The organism is Embleya sp. NPDC055664, assembly GCF_053618075.1.
Genome location: NZ_JBSHGZ010000009.1, coordinates 16,479 through 41,299, shown reverse-complemented (window position 1 = coordinate 41,299; position 24,821 = coordinate 16,479). Strand labels below are relative to the sequence as shown.

Sequence of the window (24,821 nt, the reverse complement as noted above, 5' to 3'; positions counted from 1 at the left end):
CTCCACGCCGCACCGGGGCCGAGTCGCGGCGGGCGGAATCAGGGACGCGGGTGGTCGCCGGTCGCCCCGTCGAGGAGTTCGCGCACGATGTCCATGTGGCCGGCGTGCCGCGCCGTGTCCTCGATCATGTGGATCAGGACCCAGCGCAGGGACACCGTATTGCCGTTCCAGGACGTGCCGACGTCGTCCAGGCCGAGTTCGTCGACGACCCGGTCGGCGGCGACACGCGCACGGCCGTAGAAGGCGACGAGGTCGGCCGTGGACTCGCTGGGCAGCACGGTCATGTCGTCTTCCGGGTCGAACCACAGCGGTTCGCTCTCGCGCCCGAAAGTCGTACAGAACCACCCGTACTCGACCGCCGCCAAGTGCTTGACCAGGGACAGCAGATTGGTCCCCGAGGGCGTCATCGGCCGCCGCAGCGCGTCGTCGTCGAGACCGTCGAGCTTCCACAGGACCGCATCGCGATGCCGATCGAGACTGGCGAGCAGACTCTCCTTCTCGGCACCGGTGTAGGGCACGATTCTTGTCATCGACGGACCCTAACAGCGCCCCCGGCGCACCCCGCGAGCCCCGCCCCGAACCGTCAGCCGAGGAAAAGCGGCAGCCGCGCCGCGAGATCACCCAGTTCGGCCCGCTCCCCATCCGTCGCCGCCCGCCGCCCGGTACCGACCAGGAGCGCGTCCCGGTCCGACCACGACGCCGGGAAGGAGGCCCCGGCGATCCGCTCCAGCAGCTCGCGAGTCCGGGCCAACCCCTCGGCGGGCGGGGCCGCCGCGTCCGGGAGGTCTGCGATCAGGTCGAGGTGGTGCAGGGTCCACTCCAGGACGTACACGGACAGGTAGTCGGCCACGGTGAGCACCTGGTCCCGCGTACCGACCCGCAGCTTGGGATCGGCCAGTTCGGCCGCACGCCCGGCGGCCGAGCCGACGTCGTCGAGGTGGAACTTGAGCAACCCGGGATCCTGGTACGCGGCGGCCAGCCGAACCGTCAGCGCATCGAGCGGATCGTCACCGGTCGGCGGCGTCTCGGCGACCTCCCAATACGTCACCGCATCGCGCGTCGGCTCCGTGTCGGCGGGCGTCACGAGTGTGATCAGGACGTCCTGCGCGTCGATGACCAGGTGGCACACCAGGTCCTGCACCAGCCAGCCGGTACACCCCGACGGCCGGGCGAAGTCCTCGTCCGAAAGCCCGGCAACCGCCGCGCGCAACGCCGTCCACGAGCGTGAGAAGAGATCCACACCGGCACGGTAGTGCGCACCACAACACCCGACAAACGCTTTTGCCCGGCGCGATATGGATCGGTCGCGACCGGGCCGTTCACCCGCACGGGTGCGTGGGTCGGAGCGGGGATTTCCCCGGGACGTGTGCCCTGTGGGGCCGACGCGGTCCGGTCGTGCGTATGCGTGATGCGGTGAGGGCGGTTTTTCTGGTGTGGGCGATCGGCCTCACCGAATGGGAGCGAACATGCGTACGACGACCGGGGCGGCGAAGAACACGCCGGGTGGCGAGGCGGGGGACGGTGCCGGCGACGGGCGACGTCGGCGCGCCATGTCGTGCCCGCGATGCCTGGGCGCGAGCGAACGCTGTACCCACACGATCGGGGAAGCGACCGGCGTGATCGTCGTCGGCTCGGCACCCTCCCGGTCACCGCACCGGGCCTCCTGGACCCGCGCGGGTACGGAGCGGGGGCGTGGCCGTCGGTCCCGGTGAGGATCGACCACGGATCGGCGCCGGCTGGACTGTCGGCGCCGATCCGGCACACACGGCACACACGGCACACGGGCGAGGCGAGGGACGACGGAAGCGGGCGGATGCACATCGACGACCACATGCCGGTCCACGAGTTGATGTCGATATCCGCTTACCAGCGCTACCGATTGCTCGCGGATCGGCTGCGCGCCACCCGGTTGTGGGCACACGAGGACGTCTTCGCCGCGGTGTTCGCCGACGCCGCGCGACTCGTCTTCGGGCGCGGCGAACAGCACCGCGACGCCCGGCGGTTCGTCGACCAGACCTTCGTCAACCTGATCACCAGGCCGGGTGACCTGGTCTTGCTGTGCCGGGCCGTTGCCGACGTGGAACTGCGCCCGGCCGTCGTGGAGGCCTATGTCCGGCACCCGCTGGTGTCCGAGGACATCCTGTCCGCGATGGGTGCGTCGGGCGAGGTGCACCGCGAACTCCCGCCCGGCGGTTGGACGGAGGTGCCGATGTACCACCATGCGATCGCTCGCCTGCGAGCCGAGCCGGACCGGCGGTTCGATCTGCACGAACTGACCCCGTTCGGCACCCGTCACGACCTCTCGGCCGCCGCCTCGGCGCTGCGTGCCGCGCTCGAAGCCGATCAACTCACCGACCAGGCACGTGCATTGGTCCTGGAATCCGGAATCGTGGACATCCCCAAACCCGCCTACCACGAGGGCGACCGCACCTGGTACTTCCTCCTCCGCACCGACACGGGCGCCAGGATTTCCAAACGCTACGCCGCGGGCGACCTGCGCCCCGACTGATCACCGGCGGCATCACGTTCGGTGAAGCAGGCGGCCGGCATTCAGTCGAACAGGGACTCCTGTACGTCGCTCGGGGGGAGGAACTCCGGTTCGATCGGCGGCGGGTACGTGCCCGCGGTTCGGGCGAGGTCCTCCAGGGTGGACCAGCGGCGGCCGGCGATGCCCTCGCCGACGAGGGTGTGGAACAGGTGGGTCACGGCGTAGGCGTCCCAGGTGGCCGCGCGGTCCTGCGGCGGCTGGAGGCCGATGGCGCGCAGGCGGCCGTCCAGGGACTGCGGCGTGGCGGTGGGTCGGACGATGGCGGCCAGGGTCATCAGGTCCAGCACGACGCAGGACGCCAGGGCCGGGCAGTACGCGCGTTGTTCGCGGATGATCGTCGTCTCGGCGAACGGCGGGACCGCGATCAGCGCGTGCGGGTGGTCGCCCGAGATCCGCCGGTCGATCGCGGCCAGCGCCTCGGCCACGGATCCGGGCTCGGCCGGCGGGACGGGGGCCGTGATCGGCGCGGGGGGAGGGCTCCCGGGCTCGGGCGGTTCGATCACCGCGTGCGCCCGCCAGGAGACGAGGTCCCCGATCCCGTGGTGCGCGAGGGCGGCCACCTCCACCGGCGCCGGGCGCTGCACACCCCGGGTCACCAGCCGGAAGCGAAGCCCCACGAAGCGCACATCGGACAGTGCCGTCGTAGTCGCGTGTCCTGCCATGCGGGGAGTGTAGGCGCGCCGACCCGGGGAATCCCGAACCCCCGGCGGCACAGGCGTTTTGCGCTCGCGGCAGCCCCCGCACTCACCGCATTTGCCGCACTCGGAGCAGTTCGAGCCGAGCGTGGGCTCAGACCACGGCCGCCTGGATCGTGAGGGTTCCGGCGGCGGTGTCGAGGGCTGCCTCGGTGCCGAGCGGAATCGTCGGTGGGTGGGGGCCGTGCCCGGCGGGGATGCCGCCGAGGACGGGGATGCCCAGCCGGCCCAGTCGGTCACGCAGGACGTCCACGATGCCCCAACCGCCCAGGGTCGGGTCGTCGGCGTCCCGCTCGAAGCCGAGGAATTGCCCGAGCACCACGCCGCGCAGACCGTCCAGGGCGCCGCTGCGGGCGAGTTGGGTGAGTGCACGATCGACCTCCCCCAGTCCCGTGCCTCGTTGGTGTTCGAGGAAGAGGATGGTTCCGCCGAGCGCGGGCAGCCCGGCTCCGGCCTCGGTGCGGATCGCGTCGAGATTGCCGCCGACCAGGACGCCGACCGCGGTGCCCCCGAAGGTGATCGGGGCGGTGACCTCGGTGGGCTCCCGGTGCAGGACGACCGGCGTGGTGGTGGTCAGCGCGCGATGCAGCGCGGTGGTCGAGGCGGGGCCGCACCGGTCTCGGCTGCCGTCCGGGAACGGGCCGTGCAGGGAGGCGAGTCCGCAGTGGGCCCACAGGGCCAGGTGGAGGTGGGTGATGTCGCTGAAGCCGACGAGGGGCTTCGGGTCACGGCGCAGCGCGTCGAGGTCGAGGTCGTTGACGATGCGGTAGGCGCCCTTGCCGCCTCGGCTCGCGAGCACGGCGCGGACTCCGGGATCCCGGAAGGCCGCGTTCAGGTCGGCGATGCGGTCCCGGTCCCTGCCGGCCATGTACCCCCATCGGTCGAAGGCGTGTTCACCCACCTCGACCCGCAACCCCCATGACGTCAGCAACTCGACGCCGTACGCGACGCCGTCGCGGGTGGGTGGACTGGCGGGGGAGACGATGCGTACCCGGTCGCCGGGGTGGAGGCGTGGGGGGCGGACGGTTCGTCGGGGGCTGTTGGTGGTGGTCACGGTGGAAGCCTTCTATGGGCGGCTTCGGGGTGGGGGTGGAGGGTGTGGCCGGTGACGAGTTCGGAGGTGATTCGGAACCATGTCTGGTGGGGGTCGTGGGGGGTGGGGAGTAGGTGGTTGAGGCGGGTGAGTGTGGTGGGGTCTTCGATTCGGGAGGCGTGGCCGGTGATGGTGCCGGTCCAGCCGGTGTGTGCCCTGGGGTCGATGTGGTCGGTTTGGAATGCGACCACCGTGTCGAGGGCGGCCTTGGCGAGGGGGGAGTCGGGCGGGGTGCGGAACACCACGCATTCCCGGTCCAGGGCGAACGGCACCACGTGGACGGCCGGGAGGGCGCCCTCGCTGACGATGACGCGTCCCATCGGTTCGCTTGCCATCAGGCGGAGGGTTTCTCGGCGGCCGAGGGAGTGGCTCGTGGGTGGGTGCTTGCTCATGGCTCAACTTTCGAACCGGGCGCGGGTGTGGCACAGGGCCGAACGGCCCTGAGCCCGCGCCATCGAGCGCCGCAGTACCACGTGCCGCGCGCCGCGGAGCCCGACGGCCCCGCGAGGCCGTCAGGGCAGCGGTACGCGCCATTCCAGGAGTGCGCCGCCGTCGGGTGCCGGGGTGAATGTGCAGGTTCCGCCGAGGGTTTCGGCGCGTTCGCGCATGTTGTTCAGGCCGCTGTTGCGGGTTGGGGGTGTGGGTGGGCCGATGCCGTTGTCGCGGACGCGTACCCACACCTCCGCTCCGTCGGTTTCGACGTGTACTTCGGCGCGGGTTGCGTGTGCGTGGCGGGCGGTGTTGGCGAGTGCTTCGCGTAGGACGGCGATGAGGTGGACGGTGATGGTTTCGGGGACGGTGGTGTCGAGGAGGCCGTCGACGCGCAGGGTGGGGGCGTAGCCGAGGGTTTGGGTGGCGTTGTCGACTTCGCGGAGGCAGCGTGAGCGTAGTGCGGTGGTGGTGTCGCGGTTGCGGGTCTTGAGGGAGAAGATCGTGGATCGGATGACCTTGATGGTGTCGTCGAGGGCGTCCACGGCGGTTTCGACGCGTTCGAGGGCTTCGGGGTGGTCGATGAAGCGGGTGGCGCTTTGGAGGGTCATGCCGGTGGCGAAGAGTCGTTGGATGGCGAGGTCGTGGAGGTCGCGGGCGATGCGGTCGCGGTCCTGGAGCACGGTCAACAACTCCGCGTCGCGGCGTCGTTCGGCGATTTCGAGGGCGAGTGCGGCGTGGTCGGCGAAGCCGGTGACCATGCGCACCACCGCGTCGGGCAGTGGGGGGCGTTCGGCTCGGTTGGCGACCTGGAGCACGCCGCGGATGCTGTCGGGGGTGCCGAGGGGGAGCAGGAACGCGGAGCCCAGGTCGGGGCCCACCGCGCCGGCGACGACGGCGCGGGGGTCGTGGCTGAGGTGGTGGGTGACGATGGTCTCGCCGGAGGCGAAGACCTTGCCCATCAGGGTGCTTTCGCCGGCCAGGACGAGGCCGTGGATGCCGTCGGCGAGGGGTCCGGAGGCGGCCTCGACGACCAGGTCGTCGCTGCCGGGTACGGGGACGGCGAGGGTGACGAGGTCGGCGTCGGCCATCTCGCGGATGGTGGCGGTGAAGGAGCGGAGCACGTCGGCGGGGGGTTGGCCGGACAGGAGGCTGCGGGTGAGGTCGGAGCTGGCGGTGAGCCAGCGTTCGCGGCGGCGGACGTCGTCGTACAGGCGGGCGTTGTCGATGGCCACGCCCGCGGCGGCGGCGAGGGTGCGCAGGACGGCCTCGTCGTCCTCGTCGAAGTCGGCGCCGCCGCGTTTCTCGGTGAGGTAGAGGTTGCCGAAGACGGTGTCGCGGATGCGGATGGGCACGCCGACGAAGGTGTTCATGGGTGGGTGGCCGGCGGGGAAGCCGAACGAGTCGGGGTGTTGGGTGAGGTCGTGCAGGCGCAGGGGGTGGGGGTCGCGGATGATCAGGCCGAGGATGCCGCGTCCGGTGGGGAAGGGGCCGATGCGCAGGATGGTGGCGGGGTCCATGCCCACGGGCAGGAATCGGGCCAGGCGTTCCTCGTCGCCGATGACGCCGAGGGCGCCGTATTCGGCGTCGACCAGCGACACCGCCGACTCGACGATGCGGCGCAGCACGGTCTCCAGGTCCAGATCGCTGCCCACCGACAGCACCGCCTCCAGCAGCCCGTTCACCCGATCCCGGGCCGAACGCACCACCTCCACGTGCGCCTGGAGCTCGTCCAACAACTCGTCCAGACGCATCCGCGGCAATGCCGGTCGCTGATCCGACGCCACAACCCCTCCCCACCATCGATGATCCGTCGAAAACGTTTTCTCCGGACCATCGTGTCAAACCGGGTCGAGGAAGTGGCCGCCGCGTCCTCTCGGCCCGGCAGGCGACGGGATCCGGTCAGGCGATCGGGACCAGCAGCACCGGTGCCTTGGAGTGGTGCAGCAGCGTGTGGGTGACGCGTCCGAGGTTGGGCCCGAAGCGGCCGTGGCGGCGGTGGGCGGCCAGGACGACCAGCTCGGCCTCGTCGCCGGCGGCGAGCAGCGCGTGGGTGGGGATGTCGCAGACGATCTGCTCGGTCAGCGGCACCTGGCGATAGCGGTTCATGACGGGTTCGAGGGCCGCGGCGAGGGTGGCCTCGGCGTTCTTGCGGCCGTCGTCGCCGACCCACAACGGGGCCGCGTAGGGCGCGGCGGGCGACACCGGGGGTGCCCACGCGTGTACCGCGCGCAGTGCCACGCCGCGCGCCTGGGCCGCGGCGAACGCCGCCTCGACGGCGGGGGCGCAGTCGATGCCGGACACCCCCACGACGACCGTGCCGGGCGCGTCCAGCGGGACGTTCGCGTGCGGTGCGCGGACCACCAGGATCGGGCAGCGCGCGGCGGCGGCGACGGACAACGACACCGAACCCAGCAACAGGCCCACGAAACCGCCCAGTCCGCGACTGCCCAGGACGACGAGCGCCGCGCGGTCGGTGGCCTGCTCCAGGGTCGGCACGATGCGGGCGAGTGCGACCGTGGTGACGATCGCCAGGTCCGGATGGCGCAGCCGGGCCCGCTCGGCGGCCGTTCGGACCAGGGATTCCGCTTCCTCCCGCAGTTCCGCCGCCGACTGGTCCTCCTCGCGGTCCGGCGCCCGGTCGACGACGTGCAACACCTCCAGCGGCACACCTCGGAAGGCCGCTTCGTCGGCGGCCTGTTCGACGGCGAGGTCCGCGAGCCCGGAGCCGTCGACGCCGACGACCACGTGATCGCGCAGGGGCGCGCCGTTGCGCTCGGGGGTGGGGACGGACGAGGGGTTGTGGTTCATGGACTGCTCCCGAGTCGGGTGGGGTAGGTGTCTGCACCCGTAAGATTGGTGACGTGGTTTGTCGGCCGAAGTCCCGGCGCTCGTCCGGGAGTTCTCGTCGCAGTGGCCGCCGGGGCACGATGTCGTCGCTCTTCCCGTGCACCCTTGCGTACCCCCCTGCCCGTAGGTGAAAGTCGCCGACGGCATCGGGATCGGCGTCCTCGGCCGGACCCGTCGAGCATGGCGTCGATCCGGACGGCCCGGCAGGGCCGCGGTACCCGGTCCCCAGGGCCGTTCGGCCCGGGTCGTCGCTCTCGCCGGCCGCGCCCGCCGCTCGCGGCCGCCGATCAAGGTCTCTCGGCCCTGGTGGGTTCGGGACCTCCGGCCCTGTCGAGCGCGGTTCGCCCCGCGCAGAATGAGCACGACGCCGACCCGACCGGGTGGCGCGTGTCCGTCACTGTCGGGGAGCACACACCATGGAAGCCGGGTCCACCGCCGAAGTCGTCGCCGGGGCGCGCCTGCCCCGCGACACCGGTGCCACGCGAACTTCCGCGCCGAAGCGGGTGACCGGGCAACCGGGCGAGACGATCCGGGTGTTCCTCCTGGACGACCACGAGATCGTCCGCCGCGGCCTGGCCGATCTGCTCGGCGCAGAGGGCGACATCGAGGTGGTCGGCGAGTCGGCGTCGGCGGCGGAGGCGACCCGCCGGATACCGGCGCTGCGCCCGCATGTCGCCATCCTGGACGGCCGGTTGCCGGACGGCAGCGGGATCGACGTGTGTCGCGCGGTGCGTTCGTCGTTCCCGGAGATCAACGCGTTGATCCTGACCTCGTACGACGACGAGGACGCGCTGTTCTCCGCGATCATGGCCGGCGCCGCGGGCTATGTCCTCAAGCAGATCCGGGGCAACGATCTGGTGCGCGCCGTCCGGGAGATCGCGGCCGGGCGTTCGCTGTTGGATCCGGCCGGCACCGCGAAGGTCCTGGAACGTGTGCGTACCGGAAACCGCGAGGACTCGCTCGTCGCCACTCTCTCCGAGCAGGAACGGCGCACCTTCGACCTGGTCGCCGAGGGCTTGACGAACCGCCAGATCGCCGAGCGTATGCATCTCGCGGAGAAGACCGTCAAGAACTACGTCTCCACGATGCTGCACAAACTCGGCTTCGAACGCCGGGTCCAGGCGGCGGTCTTCGCGGGAACCCTGGCCCGCCCGGCCGCACCCTCACCGGAGGTGTCCCGCATCCCCGGGCGCGGGTGACGGCACCGCCGAGGCGCCGCGACCGGGGGCCGGGCCCGCCGCTTCAGGGCCTGCGGCCACGGAAGGTGCGGCGCAGGTCGTCCACCCAGGCGTCGGGGTTCTCCCAGGGGATGAAGTGGCCGCCGTGGTCGTGGGCGTTGACGTTGACGTGGTTGAACCACGCGGCCTGCGGGCCGGTTTCGAACGCCCGGACCCGCTCGTCGGCGGTGTGGATGCCGGGCGGGTTCTCGTACGTGACGAGGGTGACGCCGACCGGGGCCGGTACGACCGGGGTGCGGTCGTGGGCGGGGGTCCACGGGTGGCGGTTGGCGTTGGCGTAGTAACGCATCGACGTGGCGATGGAGTTGTTCACCCAGTAGATCGTGGCGTGGGTGAGCAGGTCGTCCTTGGTGAAGACCGACTCGACGTCGCCGCCGTTGTCGCTCCAGGCGTTCCAGCGCTCCAGCAGCCAGGCGAGCAGTCCGGCGGGCGAGTCGCTCAGTCCGTGGGCCAGCGTGGCGCCGTCGAGCATGTGCACGGCGAGGTGGGTCGCCCAGCGGTGGTCCATCTCGACGATGCGGGCGCGGACTTCGGCGGGCTGGTCGTCGGTGAGGGGCCGGTTCCGGGCGAAGTCCCAGGCGCGGGGGCCGGTGAAGAAGTCGAGTGGCAGCCCCGAGCCGATGTGGATGCCGTACAGCCGGTCGGCGTACTTGTGGCCCAGTTGGCTGGAGACGAGCCCGCCGATGTCGCAGCCCCCGGCGGCGTACTTCTCGTATCCCAGGGTTTCCGTCATCAGGGTGTGCCAGAGGTCGGAGACCTTCCAGAAGTTGACGTCGGGGAAACCGGTGAGCGGGCCGGGGAAACCGAAGCCGGGCAGCGACGGCACGATGACGTCGAACGCGTCGGCGGGGTCGCCGCCGAACACGGCCGGGTCGGCGAGCGGGCCGATCACCTTCGACCAGTGCCAGAACGTCCACGGCCAGCCGTGGGTGAGGATCAACGGGATCGGACGGGGGCCGCGGCCGGGCTTGCGCATGAAGTGCACCGGGACACCGGCGACGCTCACCCGGTAGTGCTCGTGGGCGTTGATGGCGGCCTCGGCCTTGCGCCAGTCGTAGCCATTTCGCCAGTGGGCGACCAACTCGCGCAGATAGCCGTCCGGGACGCCGTAGGACCAGTCCTCGTTCCCCTCGTCCAGCGGCGCACGGGTCAGCGCGAGACGGGCGCGCAGATCGTCGAGAACCTCGTCGGCCACGTGGATCGGGGTGGGCTCCAGGGGGAAGGCGCGCGAGGCAGTCATGGCGTGGTTCCTTACCGGGCGGGGAAGCGGGCTCCGACGATGGGATGTTTCCACATCCGCCCCGGGGTCGTGTCGGGCGGCGAGGGCGGTTGGGGCGGGGCACGGATGAGACGTGCGCCATACCGCGGCCGAGTGTGTGCCCGAGTGTGTCCGGGTGTGCGGCCGACTGTGAGGCCGCTCACACCGTGTCACAGCCGGGCCGGGTGTCTTGTCCTGGAGGGAGTGACCAACACACGGCGGGCTTCGGTGCCGATCATCGGGTGCGACTACCCTGCGGACGTCGTACGGAGGGGTCCCCGACGGGAAGGCATGGACATGAGCGGCGATGAGCCGGGCGGGAGGCGTTCCGTGAGTGGAGCGGTGGACGAGACGGGCGCGGTCGGGTACCGGCCGCTGCTGTTCTCCATCGCCTACGGGATGACCGGCTCCGTGGGCGACGCCGAGGACATCGTCCAGGACGCGTTCCTGGGCCTGACGCGCGCCTGTCAGGCGGGTACGACGATCGTCGAGCCGAAGGCGTACCTGACGACGGCGGTGACGCGCCTGGGCATCAACCACCTGCGCTCGGCGCGGGTACGGCGGGAGACGTACGTGGGGGACTGGCTGCCCGAACCGGTCGTCACCTCGGCCGGGGCGCCGGGACCGGCCGAACACGCCGAGCTGGCCGATTCGTTGTCGATGGCGTTCCTGGTGTTGTTGGAATCGCTTTCTCCGGTGGAGCGGGCGGTGTTCATGCTGCGCGAGGTGTTCGGACACGGCTATCCGGACGTCGCACGGATCACCGGCAAGACCGAGGTGAACTGCCGGCAGATCTTCACGCGCGCCAAACAGCGCATCGCCGCCGCAGGCGAGGCGGGCGAGAGCGCACAGCCCCCGGCGCGGCGGGCGGAGGGCGCGGAACTCGCACGCCGCTTCTTCGACGCCGCCGGAGGCGGCGACCTGGACGCGCTGCTCGACATGCTCGCGCCCGACGTCGTCTTCCACGGCGACGGCGGCGGCAAGGCACGCGCCCTCGGGCGGCCGATGACCGACCCGCGGCGGGTCGCGCAACTCCTGGTCGGCGGCCTGCGCCGGGTCCGGAAGCTCGGCGCGTCCCTGCACCCGGTCCTGGTCAACGGCCGACCGGGCGTGGTGTTCCACGACGCAGAGGACCGCGTGCTCAGCGTGGTCGAACTGGACATCGCCGACGGCATGATCCGGGCGATCCACTCGGTGGCGAACCCGGACAAGCTCGCCCACCTCGGCCCGGTGTCGGATGTGGGCCTGCTGCCGACGGACTGACCGGGCCGGCTACGTGTCGTGCGGGCCGGGACCCGGGCTCGCCCGGAAGTCGCGGAAGTCGTGAAAGTCGCGGAAGTCCTCGCCTGGTCGGGGAAGCCGGGCCCCGTCGACGTTCCACGCGTGGGGAAGCGCCTCGTCGCAGACCGCGCAGACGTAGTGCCGATCGCGCACGATGTTGAGCTGCCGACAGGAGGAGCAGCGGCGGAAGACCACCTCGTGGGTGAAGCCGCCCGGGTGCGCGATCCCGGCCCGGGTCAGCGCGTCGGCGACGGCCGGCCACGAGCCGGGGTCGGGGCAGTAGCCGGTGGACTGGTTGCTGATCTCGTCGGCGACCCACCGTCCCGCGTCCGAACGGAAAGCGATCTCCCCGGCACTGAGCACCTCGCGCCCACCCGCACACACGACATGCTCGCTGCGGCGCGGAGCCAGGCGAAGTACACCCGCGACATCGACGACGAACGTGAACGGTTCGCACGCCTCGCGCGGCCCGCGTGCCGAGATCCACGCGTCGACGTCCGCGGCCGAGCCGATCGATCGCCCCTCGTTGTCCGGACGGACGAGGGCCGTCAGGTCGGGCGGCCCGACATAGCGATACCTCCGCACAGACGCGTCCACGCCCGCCGACCCAACCCGCCCCCCGGTCACGCCCGGCAGATGCAGAAGGGGTGGCCCGCCGGGTCGGTGAGGACCCGCACCTTGGCGGCGTCATGAGGCTGGTGGTCCGGCTTGCCGGCGCCCAGTTCCAGCAGTCGGGCCTCGGCCTCGTCCAGGTCCACGACGTCGAAGCACAGGTGCAGCTGCTGGGGAACCGTCTGCCCGGGCCAGTGGGGTGCCCGGTAGTCGTCGACCCGCTGAAAACCGATGAAGAGCCCGTCCTCGCGGTTGAGACCCGCGAAGTCGGCGTCCGACTTCGGGTGCGGTTCGAAGCCCGTCGCCTCCCGGTAGAAGGCCGCCAACGCCGATGGATCGGGGCAATCGAGCGTTATCGCGACCAACTTCATCTGCAGGGACATGGCGCCTCCGGACCCATCGCGTCACCGGACTCTCGTGACGTCCACCCTAATGTTCCGGTGCTCGGCCGGCTGATCGTCGTGGTTGCGAAGGAACGACGACGATCAGGCCGGTGGGCGGCATCGGCCGAGGCCGCGGTTTGGGCGTGCGTGCGTTTGGGGCTATTGGAAGTGGTGGGCGTTTTCCGTGAGGAACGACTCCAGTGTGCGTGGGGGGCGGTTCAGGAGGGTTTCGACCGTTCGGGTCGGGGACTCCGGGTGGGTGATGGCCAGTTGTTGGATCTCGACGATGTGGTCGGCGAGCCAGCCGGGGAGGCCGGCGGTGGTGGTCAGGGTGGTGTGCATGGCCTCGGTCGGCAGGTCGATGTAGCGGATCGGGCGGCCCAGGGTGCGCCTGAACAGGTCGGCCAGTTCGGGGTTGGTGTAGGTGCGGTCGCCGGTGAGGGTGTACGTGTGGCCGGCGAGGTCCGGGCGGGTCAGGATCTCGGCGGCCACGTCGGCGATGTCGCGGCAGTCGACGTAGTTGCAGGGGGCGTTGCCCATGCTGCCCAGGAACACGCCTTCGGCGGCGATCGACGGGGCGAGCGTCAGCAGTTTCTGCATGAACGCGTACGGCCGGAGCACGGTATGCGGCAGGCCCGTGTCGCGCAGTGCCTGCTCGATGGTGTGGTGGCCGCGCGAGACGGCCACCGGTGAGTCCGAAGTGGCTTCCGGGGCCGAGAGTTTGACGACGTGTCGGATGCCGGCGGCGGCTGCGACGGAGATCGCGCACGTCTCGTGGGCCACCTGCGCCGGGCTGTTGGCCATGGCGAGGAACAGTTGGCTCGCGCCGTCGAACGCCTTGCGCAGCGAATCCGGGTCCGCCGCGTCGGCTCCCCGTACCTCCACCAGCGCGCGGGCCGGCCCGCCGAGGCGGTCGCGCAGCGCGTCCGGGTCGCGGCTCAGCGCGCGACTCGGGACGCCGAGGGCGACCAGGCGATGGAGAAGTGCGCTTCCGGTGGTCCCGGTCGCGCCCATGACGACGATCATGTCCGTGCTCCCTGTGGTGTGGATGAGTGGTGCCGCTGGGTGCCGCGCCAGCGCCAGGTGATGATGGTGGTGGCCAGGGCCGCCGACAGCGGCAGGTCCAGGCGCAGCCGGTCCGGCCAGTTCCCGTGGTGCGGGATGATCCGCTCCGGCACGTGGCCCCCGACGAACCAGCCGACGCACGCCGCGAGAGCGGTGATCACGAGCGCCAGGAAGACGGTCGGGACCACCCGGGGGGTCGAGGTCAGCCAGCTCCGGCCGGGCCCGCGCCGTTGCAGCCAGGAGCCGACGAGTGCGGCGACGATCGCCGAGGTCCCGGCGATCGACGTGCAGGCGGCGATGGTCAGCTCCTGCTGCCCGGTGGCCACGCCGCCCGCTCCGGCCATCAGGGCGGGGGCGAGGTAGGCGACCAATACCTCCCGCCACAGCGTGAACGGGGGTGGGCCGGCGCCACGTCCGGTGGAACGTCCTTGCCTCATGGGGATATCGATCTCCGTTTCGGGGTCACCATATAATTAGCTCCCTAACTATATGGGTGAAGAAAAGGCCACCCCAGGTCATCGCACACACGTGACGACAACCTTGGGACGGCATAACTGCATAACTGCATGACGAGTGATGGGTGACCCGGTGGGTGCTACTCCGCCGTCAGCGCCGGAATCCCCCGGACCACACGACCGAGCAGGTCCAGGAACACGGTGCGCTCCTCGGCGTCGAGTGCGCTCACCATCTCCTGGAGTCGGCCGAAGTGTGTCGGAGCCAACTCGCGCATCTTCTGTGCCCCCCGCGCGGTCAGTACGACCACGGCGGAGCGGCCGTCCTCGGCGGACGGTCGGCGCAGCACCAGTCCCTCCCGCTCCAGGCCGCCGAGCAGTCCGGTCACCGTTGCCCGGGTGACCCCGAGTACATCGGCGAGGCCCGAGGGGGTCATCTCCCCGTCGGCGTCCTCGAGGGCCGCCAGCAACCGATAACGGCCGGCCGACAGGCCGAATCCGGCGAAGTGCGCCTCGACCGCCTGCCCGAGTCGCGCCCCGGCCGCCAACAATCGCACGGCGACCAGCACGGCCTGCGGGTCGGCGTCGAGCCCGTAGCGTCGGATCTGGCGGGCCGCCTGATCGAGCGTGGGGGTTTCCTCGGGCAGTGGATCGTGGTGCATGGAAAGTAGTATGGCTCCTAACTATTTACTTCGTCAACACGCCCGCCTGCGGTGCGGGCAACCGACCCGGGTGGCGAAGGTTTCGACGGCGTCGACGACGGGGTTGCGGGAGTCGGTTTCGAGGGCCCGGGCGAAGGTTCGGGTGATCTCGAGGCCGAGGCCGCGCGCAAACCGCCCCGACTCGGATGGCCGCGGTGGCGAGCGCGGCGACTCGCCTCCGGGCCCTGTTGGTTTTTATGCGCGCCGACACCGGCATGCTCTCGTTTCCCACCGGAGGTGATCCGGCCCCGCCCCACCGACCGGAACTGTGCACCCATGATCTTGGCGACTTCGCGACGGGCGTGACCGGGGGCGGTTTCGGGCCGTGCGTGCCGGGCAGCCGATGTGGGCGTCGGGTGGGGGCGCTGAGAGACTGGCGGCGGGGCGGTGGCGGGACGACGGTTTGCGCGCCCGGCATCGGTGCGGGGCGAAGGGGGCGAAGGATCGTGCTGAGCAGGGCCGTCTCGAGACTGTGGCGGCATGCCGATCCGGACATGGTGATCCGCCTCGTCGCGCGTTGCGATCCGGCCGAACGTGGGCGCGTGCTGGCCGAGTTGGCGGATGTGCCGGGCGTGGTCGAATACGCGCAGGCGCACGGCGACCGGAGCGATCATCTCGCGCTCGCCCGATACGATCGGCAGCGGCGATCCGTACTGGCGGACCTGGTCGCGCTCGACGACCCCGAGGTGGATTGCGAGGTCTTCGTCAATCCGCGCGCCGACACCCGGATTCGGCGCCGAATCCTGAGCCGCGACCGCCCGCCGCACCCCGCATTGCGCGAGATGTTGTCGACGACGCGGACCCGGCCGTACATCCTGGCCCTGGTGTACGCGCGCGAGGCCCGGTTGCTCCGGCACGCGCTGGCCGTGCTGGGTCGGCAGCCGAACCGGGCCGTCGTCGAGCGGGCCCGGCTCCAGGCCTTCGTCGGGCTGTGGCGGGCGGAGGGGCCGGAGGCGGTACTCGCCGCGCTGTCCGTGCGGAACTACCGCACGCGGGTGATCGCCCCGCTCGTGCGCGCGGCGCTGGACGCGCCCGAGGGGCTGATGTTGCTGGAGGTCGGGACGTGCGCCGATGCGGACACCGACGAACTGATCGCGCTGTTGCGGTCCGCCGGCCTGCGCCGCGCCGAGGCGCGACACGTACTCTCGCTCGCGGCCACGCCGCCGGACTGGGACGCGCTGCTGCGGGCACACCGGCGGACCCCGTTCGCGCCGATCGTGGCCGCCGCGCTCGCCGGCACCGAGGGTTGCCCTCCGGACGCGGTCGTCGAGTTCGACGCCAACCTCGACCACGCCGATCGACCGCTCGAACGCGCCCTGCTGGAACAGGTGGTGACGCCGGAGCGCTTCCTGCACGCGGGCCGGCCGGCGTGGGACGTGTTGCGCGCGATCGACGACTTCTGCCCCCGCTCGGCGCAGGCCGCCGCGTTCGGCCCGCTCGTGACGGGGCTGCGGCCACTGCTGCCGGACGACGTGGTGGGGTGGCTGCGGCTGGCCCGGGTGGGGCCGGGGTATCCGGGCACGGTGCACGAACTGCTGTGCCACGTCCGGGAGTCGGGTGGGGCGGGCGGGGACGATGGGACCGGGAGCGCTCCGGTGGCCGGCGCCGACGCGGCCGCGCGAGCCCGGCCGCCGGTCGGGCCGTCCGAGCTGCTCCGGGGCGCCCCCAGCCCGCTGTCGCTGCTACTGTCCCGGGCCGATCCGGAACTGGTGGCCGAGGTGGTCGCCGTGCTCGAACCCGCCGACCTGCTCGCGTTCGGCGCCGGCCGGCACACCCTGGCCCCGCCGGTCGCGCTCGCGCTCATCCGCCGCGGGCTCGGGGAGTTCCCGTACCGGCTCGCCCGGCGGATCACCGCCCGCGGCGACGCGCTCCAGGCGCTGGCGGCGATCGACGACGAACTTCCCGCGCACGTCCGCAAGTCGCTCGAGGACGCCGACGAGGGCATCTGGTACCTCGACTCCCACCGCGGCCGAACCCACTACCGGGTCGAGGGCCGTGCCTCGGCGGCGGACCTGGCGACGTGGCCGGCTCCGGAAGTGCTGCACGCGCTGCCTGCCCGCGTGCCGGCCGCCCTGTGGGTCAGGTTGGCCCAGGACCCGGGCCCGATGCCCGCGCCCACCCGTGACCCGGCGGTCGTCGTCGCCGCGTACCACCCGGACTGCCCCGAGGCGCTGATCCCGACGCTGATCCGCCGTCAACCGGGCTTCTTCTCCCACGGATCGATTCGATCGCCCGCCGTCGCGCGCGCCCTGATCGCCGACCCCCCGGTACGCGACCTGCCCATCTGGGAACTCGGCGACCTGCTGTACGACGGCCTGCTCACCCCCGGCGAGATCCTGACCGGAGCCCGCCCGGCGGCACCCGCCCTGGTCGTTTGCCACGCGTATGCCCGCGACCTGGTTCGTGGGCACCTGCGCGACGACGACGACGCCTGGGCGGTGGCCGCCAACCTGCTCCGCGACTTCACCGGGACACTGGCGGAACTCCTGGCCACGGCGGCGGCGATAACGTCGTGACGGGCTTGCGCACCCGCGCGGCGGGCCGGCCGCCCGGGAGTTGCGTTTGTGCCAAATCCCGGGCGACCGGCGGGTGTTCAGGACGTGTTGCGGGAGGCCGTCTGTTGGATGGAGATGGCGATCAGGACAAGGAGACCGCCGAGGATCCGGCGGCCGTCGAGGTGTTCGCCGTGGAGCAGCACGGCGAGGATGGTGGCGGTGAGCGGTTCCAGGAGCACGGCGATGGTGCCGGCGCCGGGGCCGGCACGGTGGAGTCCGGCGAAGTAGCCGGTGTAGGCGGCGGCGGTCGGGAACAGCCCGAGGAAGAGCAGAGCGCCGAGCGTGTCGGGGCGGACCTGGAAGGCCATCCCGTATACGAGGCCGACGGGCAGGAGCAGGGCCGCTCCGGCGAGGAAGCTCAGGCCGGTGGAGGCGATGCGGTCCAGGCCGGCGGGTTGTTCGCGGCGATCCAGGGACAGTATGGCGAAGCCCGCCGCGGCGAGCAGGGCCAGTGCGGCGCCCGCCACTCGATGGCCCCCCGCGGTGGCTGAGCCGAGCAGGAGGACCAGGCCGCCGGCGGCGGCGACGAGGGTGCCGACGGCACGGCGCGAGGGCCGCCGCCGGTCGAGCAGCGCGGACCCGACGGTCACCATGACGGTGACGCCGACCATCGTGGTCAGCGTGGCCAGACCGACGGAAGTGGCCGCCACCGCACCGAAGTACGCGGCCTGGAAGACCGCGAGCAACAGGCCGGCGGTCGCGATCCGGGACCATGCGGCCCATCCGCGCGGAAGGACCCCGTGGCGACCGCGGACCGCGGCGTAGGCGGTGATCAGGATGCCGCCGAGCAGCAGGCGGTACGCGGCGACGGCCGGCGGACTCAGCTCCGCCCGGGAGGCTAGCAGGGAGCCGGCGAGACCGCCGGTGCCCCAGAGCAGGCCGGCGAGGACCAGCAGGCCGGTGCCGCCGCGCGGGTTGCGGACGGCGGCCGAGGAGGATGCCGGAAGGAACGGCGATGGACGTGCGGACATGGGAAAGCTCCGACTTCGACGTGGACGAGGACAACGTCGGAGCGGGGTGTCAGCGCTTCACTGCACATCGGGCAGCACCGAATGGGGCCTCGGCGGCAACGGCCTGCCGGGCCCGAAAGACGCCCCGCTCAGTGGCGGGGCGGCGGGGTGATGACGCGATGGCGATGCACGAGAATCACCGTATCGTGCAGGCATGCGTCGGTACACGGCACGGGTCCGTCATCCGCGTGCGGGCGAAGTACCCGTACGGGCGAAACGCCGTACGGGCGCCGCAGTTCGTGAAATGCCATGCCCTTCCTGCGCCTGCGTGGGCTGTTGTCAGCGGCGGCCGAGGATGGTGGCGGCCTCCTCGGGGGTTTCGATGACGATCGAGTGGTAGCTCTCGATACGGGATACGACGCCCTCGCGCGGGCCCTGGCGCCAGGTGTCGCTCGCGTAGAACGCCTCCTCCTGTTCGCGGTGTTCGTCGAGTGAGGCGAACGCGCGGATCAGGTACGCCTCTTCGTGGCCCTCCTCGGCGACGAGCGAGGATCCGCAGTCGACGACGCGGATGCCGGCCTTCTCCAGCATCGGCACCGCCTCCTCCCGCATGACGCGGACGAAGTCGTCGGTGGTACCCGGCTTCAGACGGTACGTACGGATTTCGAGAATCACGAGCGATCTCCCGGGAGTTCGGGTCCTCCTCGGCGCTACGGAGGCGCGTAGGAGGGCGGGTGGCGTTCGGCACGCTACCGGCCACCCCGGACGCCGCACCCGGGGATCGGGGGAGTGCGCTCGAGTTTTCCGGCCCGTCGGCTTACGTGTCGTCTCGGTCCGGGGTCGTTGTGTCGGGAAGATCGGGAACATCGAGAATGCCGAGGAACGCGCTTGCCGCCGGAGTGCGGGCGAAGCGGCTCCAGATGACGTATTCGACCCGCGCCGGCGCGTCGGCGATCTCCAGCGTGACGACACCGGCGAAGCGCGGCGCGTAGGCGGCCGGCAACATCGCCACGCACAGGCCGCGGCCGACCAGGCGGGGGATGAAGTCGGTGGTGCTGATCTCGAAGGCGACGTCGCGGGTGAGCCCGGCCGCCGCGAAGGCCTGGTCGGACTGGATGCGGCCGGCGGTCCCGGCCGGGAGGTCCACGAACACCTCGGCGGAGAGCCGGTGCAGGTCGACGGTCGACGCGTCGGCGAGCGGGTGGTCGGGGGCGACCATCGCGACGAGGTGGTCGCGGCCGATTTCGTGGGCGGCCACACCCTGGGGGTGAGCGGTCGTGGGCAGGCCGAGGAAGGCGACGTCGAGCGTCCCGTCTCGGACCTGCTCGATCAGGTCGTCGCTGGCACCGACCCGCAGGCTGATCCGTACCCGCGGGTAGCGCCGGCGGAAGTCGCCGAGCGCGTCGGGGATGTCGGCGGCTGAGACGGTGGGGATCAGGCCGACGGCGAGGCGTCCACGTACTTCGCCGACGGCGGCGGCGACCTCGGCCGCGGCCCGTTCGGCCGCGTCCAGGCACTGCCGGGCGGCGGGCAGGAACGCCTCGCCTGCAGGGGTGAGTTGCACCCGCCGACTGGTTCGGGCGAACAGTCGCGCGCCGAGTTCGCGTTCGAGCCGGGCGATCTGGTGGCTGAGGGCGGACTGTACGACCAGACAGCGTTCCGCCGCGCGGGTGAAGCTGTTGGTCTCGGCCACGGCGACGACGTAGCGCATCTGTCGGAGCTCCATGGACCCATCTTGAGTAGAGATCGATGCGGTGACAAACATGTCTTGGACTCATCGATCGGTGTCGGGCCAGACTTCGAGCCATGACAAGCCGAGCCGGCCGAGGGCCGTCAGGCGGCACGGGCGGCGTCCGCCACGGGAACCTGCCACGTACCGCCCTGACCGCCCTGGCGCCCCTGGTCTGGGGCACGACCTACATCGTCACCACCGAACTGCTCCCGTCCGGCCACCCGCTCTTCGCGGGCCTGATGCGCGCGCTGCCCGCCGGCCTGATCGCGCTGGCGTTCACCCGGACGCTGCCGCGCGGCGCCTGGTGGGCCAGGGCCGCGGCGCTCGGCGTCCTGAACATCGGACTGTTCCTGCCGCTGCTGTTCGTCGCGGCCGAACGCCTGCCCGGTGGTGTCGCCGCCACGCTGTCCGCGGCCCAGCCGCTGATCGTCGCCGTCCTGGCCGTCGGCGTGCTGCACGAACGCCTGTCCCTGCGGCGGCTGTTCTGGGGCGTGACGGGCGCGGTCGGCGTCGGCCTGGTGGTGATCGGGCCGAACGCGGCGCTCGACACCGTGGGCATCGTGGCGGGCCTCGGGAGCGCGGCCATGATGGCGTCCGGCCTGACGCTCACCAAACGTTGGGGACGCCCGGACGGGGTCGGCCCGCTGGCCTTCGCCGGGTGGCAGATGACCGCCGGGGGCCTTTTCCTGCTACCGGTCACCTTCCTGGCCGAGGGAGCGCCGCCGGCGATCGACGCGAACGCCGCCGCCGGCTACCTCTGGCTGGGCGTGGTCGGCGGCCTGATCACCTACGTCCTGTGGTTCCAGGGCATCGGCCTGCTGCCCGTCACCTCCGTCGCGGTTCTCGCCCTGCTCTCCCCGCTGGTCGCCGCGACGCTGGGTGCCGTCGTTCTCGACCAGACGCTGGGCCCGATCCAACTCGCCGGCTTCGCCCTCGCCCTGGCCGCCATCGTCGCCGGCCAACTCCCCGCCCCCGCCCCGAAGTCCGCCGCCCCCACCGCGGCTCCGGCCGCCGCCCCGCAGCGGAAACGAGCGGCCGATTCGGGCGGCCGGTGACCATTGCCGACCGCCGGTCACGTCCGAAACACCGACCGCCGTGAGTAAAAGCTTGGCAACGTGTGGACGGTAGGCTGGTTATGCAATTTCACATATCACATCATGCTCAGCATGAAAAAAGTCATCGCCCTGTGCTCGGCGGTCGCCGCGATCGTGGCCCTCGGGGGAGCGTCGGTCAGTGCCGCGCCCGACGATCCCGCCGCCGAGGACACCGGGCAGGGAAAACTCGTCTGGAGTTCCTGTAACGACGCCACCACGCCCGCGCTCGAATGCGCGATGCTCGACGTGCCGGTGGACTACGCGGACCCGCGCGGCCGCAAGATCAAAATCAAGGTGAACCGACTGCCCGCCACGGCGCCCGGAGACAAGCGGCAGGGACCGATCCTGCTCAACCCGGGCGGCCCCGGGAACTCGGGGTTGTGGATGCCCGCGTTCATCTCCGGGCAGATCCCCCAGGACGTCGCCTCGACCTACGACTGGATCGGCTTCGACCCGCGCGGCACCAACGGCAGCGAACCGCATGTCGTGTGCGATGCGACCTACTTCCACGGCGAACGGCCCGACTACCAGATCAGCCAGGGCACTTCGAAGGCGTGGCTGACGAAGGCCGCCGGATACGCCGCCGACTGTACGGCCGACTGGTCCTGGCTGATGCCGCACATGACCACCGTCGACAACGCGCGCGACATGGACAGCATCCGACGCGCGCTGGGCGCGTCGAAGATCAACTTCTACGGCGGATCCTGGGGCACCTCGCTGGGCTCCACCTACGGCCAACTCTTCCCGTCACGCGTGCGCCGCATGGTGCTGGACAGCATCGTCGGCCCGACCATCAGCTGGTACGACCACAACATCCTCCAGGACAGGGAACACCAGCGCCGCTTCGACGCGTTCGCCGAGTGGACCGCCAAGGCCGACCCGGTCTACCACCTCGGCACCGACGCCGCCGCCGTCCGGCGGGCGTACGACCAGGTCGAGGCCGCGCTGCGGACCGACCCCGTCGACGCCGCGCCCGCGCCCGGCAAAATCGGCCCCGCCGAGTTCGAGGACACCTTCTACTGCGGCGGCTACAACTTCCTGCGCTGGCCCCGGATGGCCACCGTGCTCTCCGCGTATGTCACCCAACACGACACCAGGCCGCTGAACATCGCCTACAACCGCTACGCCGCGCCGGGCACCGACGACGCCGCCTTCCCGGCGTACAACGCGGCGCAGTGCACGGAGAACGCCTGGCCGCGCGACTGGGAGTTCTGGAAGAAGGACCAGGCCCGGGTCAACGCGACCGCGCCCTTCTACACCTATAACAATATGTGGTACAACGCGGCCTGCATGTTCTGGCCCTACCAGGGCAACCAGGCGGGCCGGCTGAAGATCACCGGCAAGGGCCTGCCACCCGTCCTGCTCTTCCAGGCCACCGAGGACGCCGCCACGCCGTACGAGGGCGGCCTCGCGATGCGCGACGCGCTGCCGAATTCCAAGCTGGTCGTCCAGACCGGCGGCAGCTTCCACGAGATCCTGTTCCACGGCAACGCCTGCCTGGACGACACCTTCACCGCCTACCTGCGCGACGGCAGCCTCCCCAGGGGCGGCGGCCGGATCGCCAAGACCTGTGCCCCCGAGACCGATCCCACCCCCGTGTACGTGACCCCGCCGCCGGAGCCGACGGCCAAGGGCGCGGGCGTGGCCGTGCCGCTCGCGCCCACCGACCCCGAGGCCGTTCGGGGCGTCCTCCGATAACCCGTCGACCCCTCGACCCGGTGTGATCAGGCGGCCGTCGGCTCCCCGCCGACGGCCGCCGACCCGTGCCGACCCGGGCCACGCGTGGCGGCGACGCGCATCACTCCTCGTCGTCGCTGTGGGCGTACAGCTTCAGCACCGGCACACCCACCTTGTGCCGGGCACGGCTCGCCCAGTCCCGGTGGAAGAACTCCTCGACCAGGTGCGGGGCGGTCAGGACGATCACCTCGTCGGCGTGCGTCTCCTCGACCACGGACCGGAGCAGATCCAGCGGATGGCCCTCGACCAGTTGTCCGACGGCCTCGCTGCCCGCGTTCCGCAGGCTGCGGAGCGAGTGCTCCAGGGCGAGGGCCGCGGGCCGAAGTGCCTCCTCGCCCTCGGGCTCGTCGGATTCGTGGACCGCCTGCTGGAGTTCGCCCAGGGCGACGTCGTCGATGGCGCGCAGCAGACGGTCCTCGGCGCCGCGCGGTTGCAGCAGTACGACGAAGGACATCGTGTCGTCGTGGAGAGTGGTGACGAGGTCGACGTCCGCCGCGGACAGCGGCTGCTCGACCATCAGGACGCTCGTGAACACCGTGGGCCTTTCCGTGGCGCACCCCGAACGGGCGCGGACGGTGAGTAACGATAGCGACACGGATCCGCCGCGACGCCGGTTTCCCGCCGGGCGCCCCGAGGTCGTCGCCCGCCGGTGGCCGGTGCGACGGACCGTGGCGCGCGGGTCGCCGGCATACCCTGTTGTCCGTATGCGTCGTGCGGCCTCGCGTCGTGCGGCCGTATGCGTTTGTGCGCGTCGGGCCGGGAGTTCGGTCGGGGATCCGCACGGTTGGATCGGTACGGACGTCCGCCTCCCGATGGGGGAACCATTGCTCGCGCCAACCCTCAACTCGACGCGGCGTGCCGTCGGCGCGATGCGCGCCTGGGTCGTATCGGCGCCGGCCACGTACCTCTGGCTGTTGATCATTCACGTCACCACGCTCGACATGTATGTGCGGCTGACCGCCGACGAGCGGGTGGCCTTTCTGCGTCGGCAGAGTACGAACCTGCACAATCTCGACACCAGGCCGCTGTGGGTGATGCCTGCCAGCGCGGTGTGGGCCGAGGGCTGGCACGTGATCAGGTTCGTCGTGATACTCACCGCCCTGTGCGCGGTCGCCGAACGATGGGTGGGCACTCGGCGCATGCTCACGGTTGCCGCGCTCGGGCACGTGGGCGCCACGTGCATCAGCCAGGCGCTGGTCCTGGTCCGGATCCACGAGGGCACGCTGGCGGAGAGCGCGCGCCTGCAGGTGGATGTCGGGCCCAGCTACGGCTACATGGCGGTCGCCGGGCTGCTGTTCCACGGCATCGCCGGCCGTTGGCGCTGGGCCTACGCGGTGGGCCTGGCCCTGTACGTGGGCCTGCCGTTGCTCTCGCAGCGGGACGTCACCGCGACCGGGCATCTGTGCGCGGCGTTGATCGGACTGTGCTGCCACCGCTTCGCACGGGGGCGGCCGAGGTGGGATCCGGATGCGTGGTGGCGCGGCCGGCGCGCGACCCGGTCGGCCGGCGACGCGGTCGGGGCGACGTCCGGCGGTTCGTAGGGCGAGGCGGGGCGGCGTGCGATCCGACGGGCGCGTGGCCCGGACCGGGTCAACGTTCGTCGGGCGCGGCCCCGACCGGTGCCGGCGTGCCGTCGGTGGGGGGCGGGCGTTCGAAGAAGGTGTCCAGGGCGATCGTGGCCTGGGTGCTGCTCACTCCGGCGATGGCGTGGATGCGGCGCAGTACGTCCTGAAGGGCGCCGGTCGACGTGGTGCGGACCTTGAGCAGGACGGAGGCCGTGCCGGCGACGACGTGCGCCTCCTGGATCTCGGTGATCGCGGCGAAGGCCGGTGCGGAGTCGCCGATCCAGGCGACCGAGTCGACGGTGACGAAGGCGAGCACGTCGAGGCCCACGGCGGCCGGGTCGACGTCGACGGTGGTGCGGCGGATGACGCCGGCGGCGCGGAGCTTGCGGACCCGCTCGTGGGTGGCGCCGGCCGACAGGCCGATCTCCCGGCCGAGGTCGGCGTAGGTGCGCGTCGCGTCGGCTTGGAGCAGCGCGAGCAGGCCCCGATCGACGTCGTCCATGGGTCCTCCGTGGGGGTGGTGTCGATCGCGGGGGCTCGATGGTAGCGGGCGAGGTCGGCGGCGTCGGAAAGAGGTGTGGTG

The 24,821-nt window shown here is 71.6% G+C and carries 25 protein-coding genes; 7 read left to right on the top strand and 18 right to left on the bottom strand.

Annotated features, from left to right (window positions below; translation table 11 throughout):
* Positions 1–38 precede the first annotated feature (38 nt).
* Both ACWGR4_RS17780 and ACWGR4_RS17775 read right to left on the bottom strand, forming a co-directional pair.
* Positions 39–530 (bottom strand): DinB family protein, encoded by a 492-nt coding sequence (locus ACWGR4_RS17780; protein ID WP_380002513.1) that lies wholly within the window; start codon positions 528–530, stop codon positions 39–41.
* Positions 531–583: 53 nt separating this feature from the next.
* Positions 584–1,240, bottom strand: a complete 657-nt coding sequence (locus tag ACWGR4_RS17775) for a maleylpyruvate isomerase N-terminal domain-containing protein (protein ID WP_452133878.1) — start codon at positions 1,238–1,240, stop codon at positions 584–586.
* Between the two features lie 573 nt (positions 1,241–1,813).
* Here ACWGR4_RS17775 and ACWGR4_RS17770 point away from each other — a divergent pair.
* Positions 1,814–2,509 (top strand): hypothetical protein, encoded by a 696-nt coding sequence (locus tag ACWGR4_RS17770; RefSeq protein ID WP_452133879.1) that lies wholly within the window; start codon positions 1,814–1,816, stop codon positions 2,507–2,509.
* A gap of 41 nt (positions 2,510–2,550) precedes the next feature.
* Here ACWGR4_RS17770 and ACWGR4_RS17765 read toward each other — a convergent pair whose 3' ends face one another.
* The 5 genes from ACWGR4_RS17765 to ACWGR4_RS17745 form a co-directional block, all read right to left on the bottom strand.
* Positions 2,551–3,210, bottom strand: coding sequence for a hypothetical protein (locus ACWGR4_RS17765; protein ID WP_380002510.1), 660 nt, complete (start codon positions 3,208–3,210; stop codon positions 2,551–2,553).
* A gap of 127 nt (positions 3,211–3,337) precedes the next feature.
* Positions 3,338–4,297: a S66 peptidase family protein gene (locus tag ACWGR4_RS17760; protein ID WP_452133880.1), complete on the bottom strand. Its 960-nt coding sequence runs from the start codon at positions 4,295–4,297 to the stop codon at positions 3,338–3,340.
* Entirely contained in the window at positions 4,294–4,728 is a 435-nt protein-coding gene (locus ACWGR4_RS17755) for a pyridoxamine 5'-phosphate oxidase family protein (protein ID WP_452133881.1), read from the bottom strand. The genes ACWGR4_RS17760 and ACWGR4_RS17755 overlap by 4 nt, the downstream gene beginning before the upstream one ends.
* 120 nt (positions 4,729–4,848) lie before the next feature.
* Complete coding sequence (locus ACWGR4_RS17750) at positions 4,849–6,519, bottom strand: GAF domain-containing protein (RefSeq protein WP_452134216.1); 1,671 nt, start codon at positions 6,517–6,519, stop codon at positions 4,849–4,851.
* 148 nt (positions 6,520–6,667) lie between these two features.
* The gene (locus ACWGR4_RS17745; protein ID WP_380002507.1) at positions 6,668–7,576 is read right to left on the bottom strand and encodes a universal stress protein; all 909 of its coding nucleotides are present in this window, start codon (positions 7,574–7,576) and stop codon (positions 6,668–6,670) included.
* Positions 7,577–8,031: 455 nt separating this feature from the next.
* Between ACWGR4_RS17745 and ACWGR4_RS17740 the strand changes: the two genes are divergently transcribed.
* Positions 8,032–8,814 (top strand): response regulator, encoded by a 783-nt coding sequence (locus ACWGR4_RS17740; RefSeq protein ID WP_452133505.1) that lies wholly within the window; start codon positions 8,032–8,034, stop codon positions 8,812–8,814.
* Positions 8,815–8,857: 43 nt separating this feature from the next.
* Here the strand turns inward: ACWGR4_RS17740 and ACWGR4_RS17735 are convergent, their stop codons facing one another.
* The gene (locus tag ACWGR4_RS17735; protein WP_452133506.1) at positions 8,858–10,093 is read right to left on the bottom strand and encodes an epoxide hydrolase family protein; all 1,236 of its coding nucleotides are present in this window, start codon (positions 10,091–10,093) and stop codon (positions 8,858–8,860) included.
* A 348-nt stretch (positions 10,094–10,441) separates the two neighbouring features.
* Between ACWGR4_RS17735 and sigJ the strand changes: the two genes are divergently transcribed.
* Positions 10,442–11,374 (top strand): RNA polymerase sigma factor SigJ, encoded by a 933-nt coding sequence (gene sigJ / locus ACWGR4_RS17730; RefSeq protein WP_452133507.1) that lies wholly within the window; start codon positions 10,442–10,444, stop codon positions 11,372–11,374.
* Between the two features lie 9 nt (positions 11,375–11,383).
* Here sigJ and ACWGR4_RS17725 read toward each other — a convergent pair whose 3' ends face one another.
* From ACWGR4_RS17725 to ACWGR4_RS17705, 5 genes are all read right to left on the bottom strand, one after another.
* A complete protein-coding gene (locus tag ACWGR4_RS17725; RefSeq protein WP_452133508.1) occupies positions 11,384–11,989 on the bottom strand; it encodes a hypothetical protein in 606 nt (201 codons plus the stop codon).
* 26 nt (positions 11,990–12,015) lie between these two features.
* Entirely contained in the window at positions 12,016–12,387 is a 372-nt protein-coding gene (locus ACWGR4_RS17720) for a VOC family protein (RefSeq protein WP_380002503.1), read from the bottom strand.
* Positions 12,388–12,546: 159 nt separating this feature from the next.
* On the bottom strand, positions 12,547–13,413 hold the full coding sequence (locus ACWGR4_RS17715) for an NmrA family NAD(P)-binding protein (RefSeq protein ID WP_380002502.1): 867 nt from the start codon (positions 13,411–13,413) through the stop codon (positions 12,547–12,549).
* Positions 13,410–13,889, bottom strand: a complete 480-nt coding sequence (locus ACWGR4_RS17710; RefSeq protein ID WP_452133509.1) for a hypothetical protein — start codon at positions 13,887–13,889, stop codon at positions 13,410–13,412. The genes ACWGR4_RS17715 and ACWGR4_RS17710 overlap by 4 nt, the downstream gene beginning before the upstream one ends.
* Before the next feature lie 158 nt (positions 13,890–14,047).
* Entirely contained in the window at positions 14,048–14,566 is a 519-nt protein-coding gene (locus ACWGR4_RS17705) for a MarR family winged helix-turn-helix transcriptional regulator (protein ID WP_380002500.1), read from the bottom strand.
* 533 nt (positions 14,567–15,099) lie between these two features.
* On the opposite strand from ACWGR4_RS17705, the gene ACWGR4_RS17700 reads away from it, so the two are divergent.
* A complete protein-coding gene (locus tag ACWGR4_RS17700) occupies positions 15,100–17,121 on the top strand; it encodes a hypothetical protein (protein WP_452133510.1) in 2,022 nt (673 codons plus the stop codon).
* 77 nt (positions 17,122–17,198) lie between these two features.
* Here ACWGR4_RS17700 and ACWGR4_RS17695 read toward each other — a convergent pair whose 3' ends face one another.
* From ACWGR4_RS17695 to ACWGR4_RS17685, 3 genes are all read right to left on the bottom strand, one after another.
* Positions 17,199–18,131 (bottom strand): DMT family transporter, encoded by a 933-nt coding sequence (locus tag ACWGR4_RS17695; RefSeq protein ID WP_452133511.1) that lies wholly within the window; start codon positions 18,129–18,131, stop codon positions 17,199–17,201.
* 318 nt (positions 18,132–18,449) lie between these two features.
* On the bottom strand, positions 18,450–18,785 hold the full coding sequence (locus ACWGR4_RS17690) for an NIPSNAP family protein (RefSeq protein ID WP_380002495.1): 336 nt from the start codon (positions 18,783–18,785) through the stop codon (positions 18,450–18,452).
* 142 nt (positions 18,786–18,927) lie between these two features.
* A complete protein-coding gene (locus ACWGR4_RS17685) occupies positions 18,928–19,836 on the bottom strand; it encodes a LysR family transcriptional regulator (protein ID WP_452133512.1) in 909 nt (302 codons plus the stop codon).
* Positions 19,837–19,916: 80 nt separating this feature from the next.
* On the opposite strand from ACWGR4_RS17685, the gene ACWGR4_RS17680 reads away from it, so the two are divergent.
* Positions 19,917–20,897, top strand: a complete 981-nt coding sequence (locus ACWGR4_RS17680) for an EamA family transporter (RefSeq protein ID WP_452133513.1) — start codon at positions 19,917–19,919, stop codon at positions 20,895–20,897.
* Between the two features lie 111 nt (positions 20,898–21,008).
* Positions 21,009–22,634 carry an alpha/beta hydrolase gene (locus ACWGR4_RS17675; RefSeq protein WP_452133514.1) on the top strand — a complete coding sequence of 542 codons (1,626 nt, stop codon included), beginning with the start codon at positions 21,009–21,011 and terminating at the stop codon, positions 22,632–22,634.
* 100 nt (positions 22,635–22,734) lie between these two features.
* On the opposite strand, the gene ACWGR4_RS17670 is transcribed toward ACWGR4_RS17675, so the two are convergent.
* Positions 22,735–23,208: an indole-3-glycerol phosphate synthase gene (locus ACWGR4_RS17670; protein WP_380002491.1), complete on the bottom strand. Its 474-nt coding sequence runs from the start codon at positions 23,206–23,208 to the stop codon at positions 22,735–22,737.
* Positions 23,209–23,542: 334 nt separating this feature from the next.
* On the opposite strand from ACWGR4_RS17670, the gene ACWGR4_RS17665 reads away from it, so the two are divergent.
* Positions 23,543–24,214: a rhomboid-like protein gene (locus tag ACWGR4_RS17665; RefSeq protein ID WP_452134211.1), complete on the top strand. Its 672-nt coding sequence runs from the start codon at positions 23,543–23,545 to the stop codon at positions 24,212–24,214.
* 49 nt (positions 24,215–24,263) lie between these two features.
* Here the strand turns inward: ACWGR4_RS17665 and ACWGR4_RS17660 are convergent, their stop codons facing one another.
* Entirely contained in the window at positions 24,264–24,740 is a 477-nt protein-coding gene (locus ACWGR4_RS17660) for an Lrp/AsnC family transcriptional regulator (RefSeq protein ID WP_452133698.1), read from the bottom strand.
* Between the last annotated feature and the right edge of the window lie 81 nt (positions 24,741–24,821).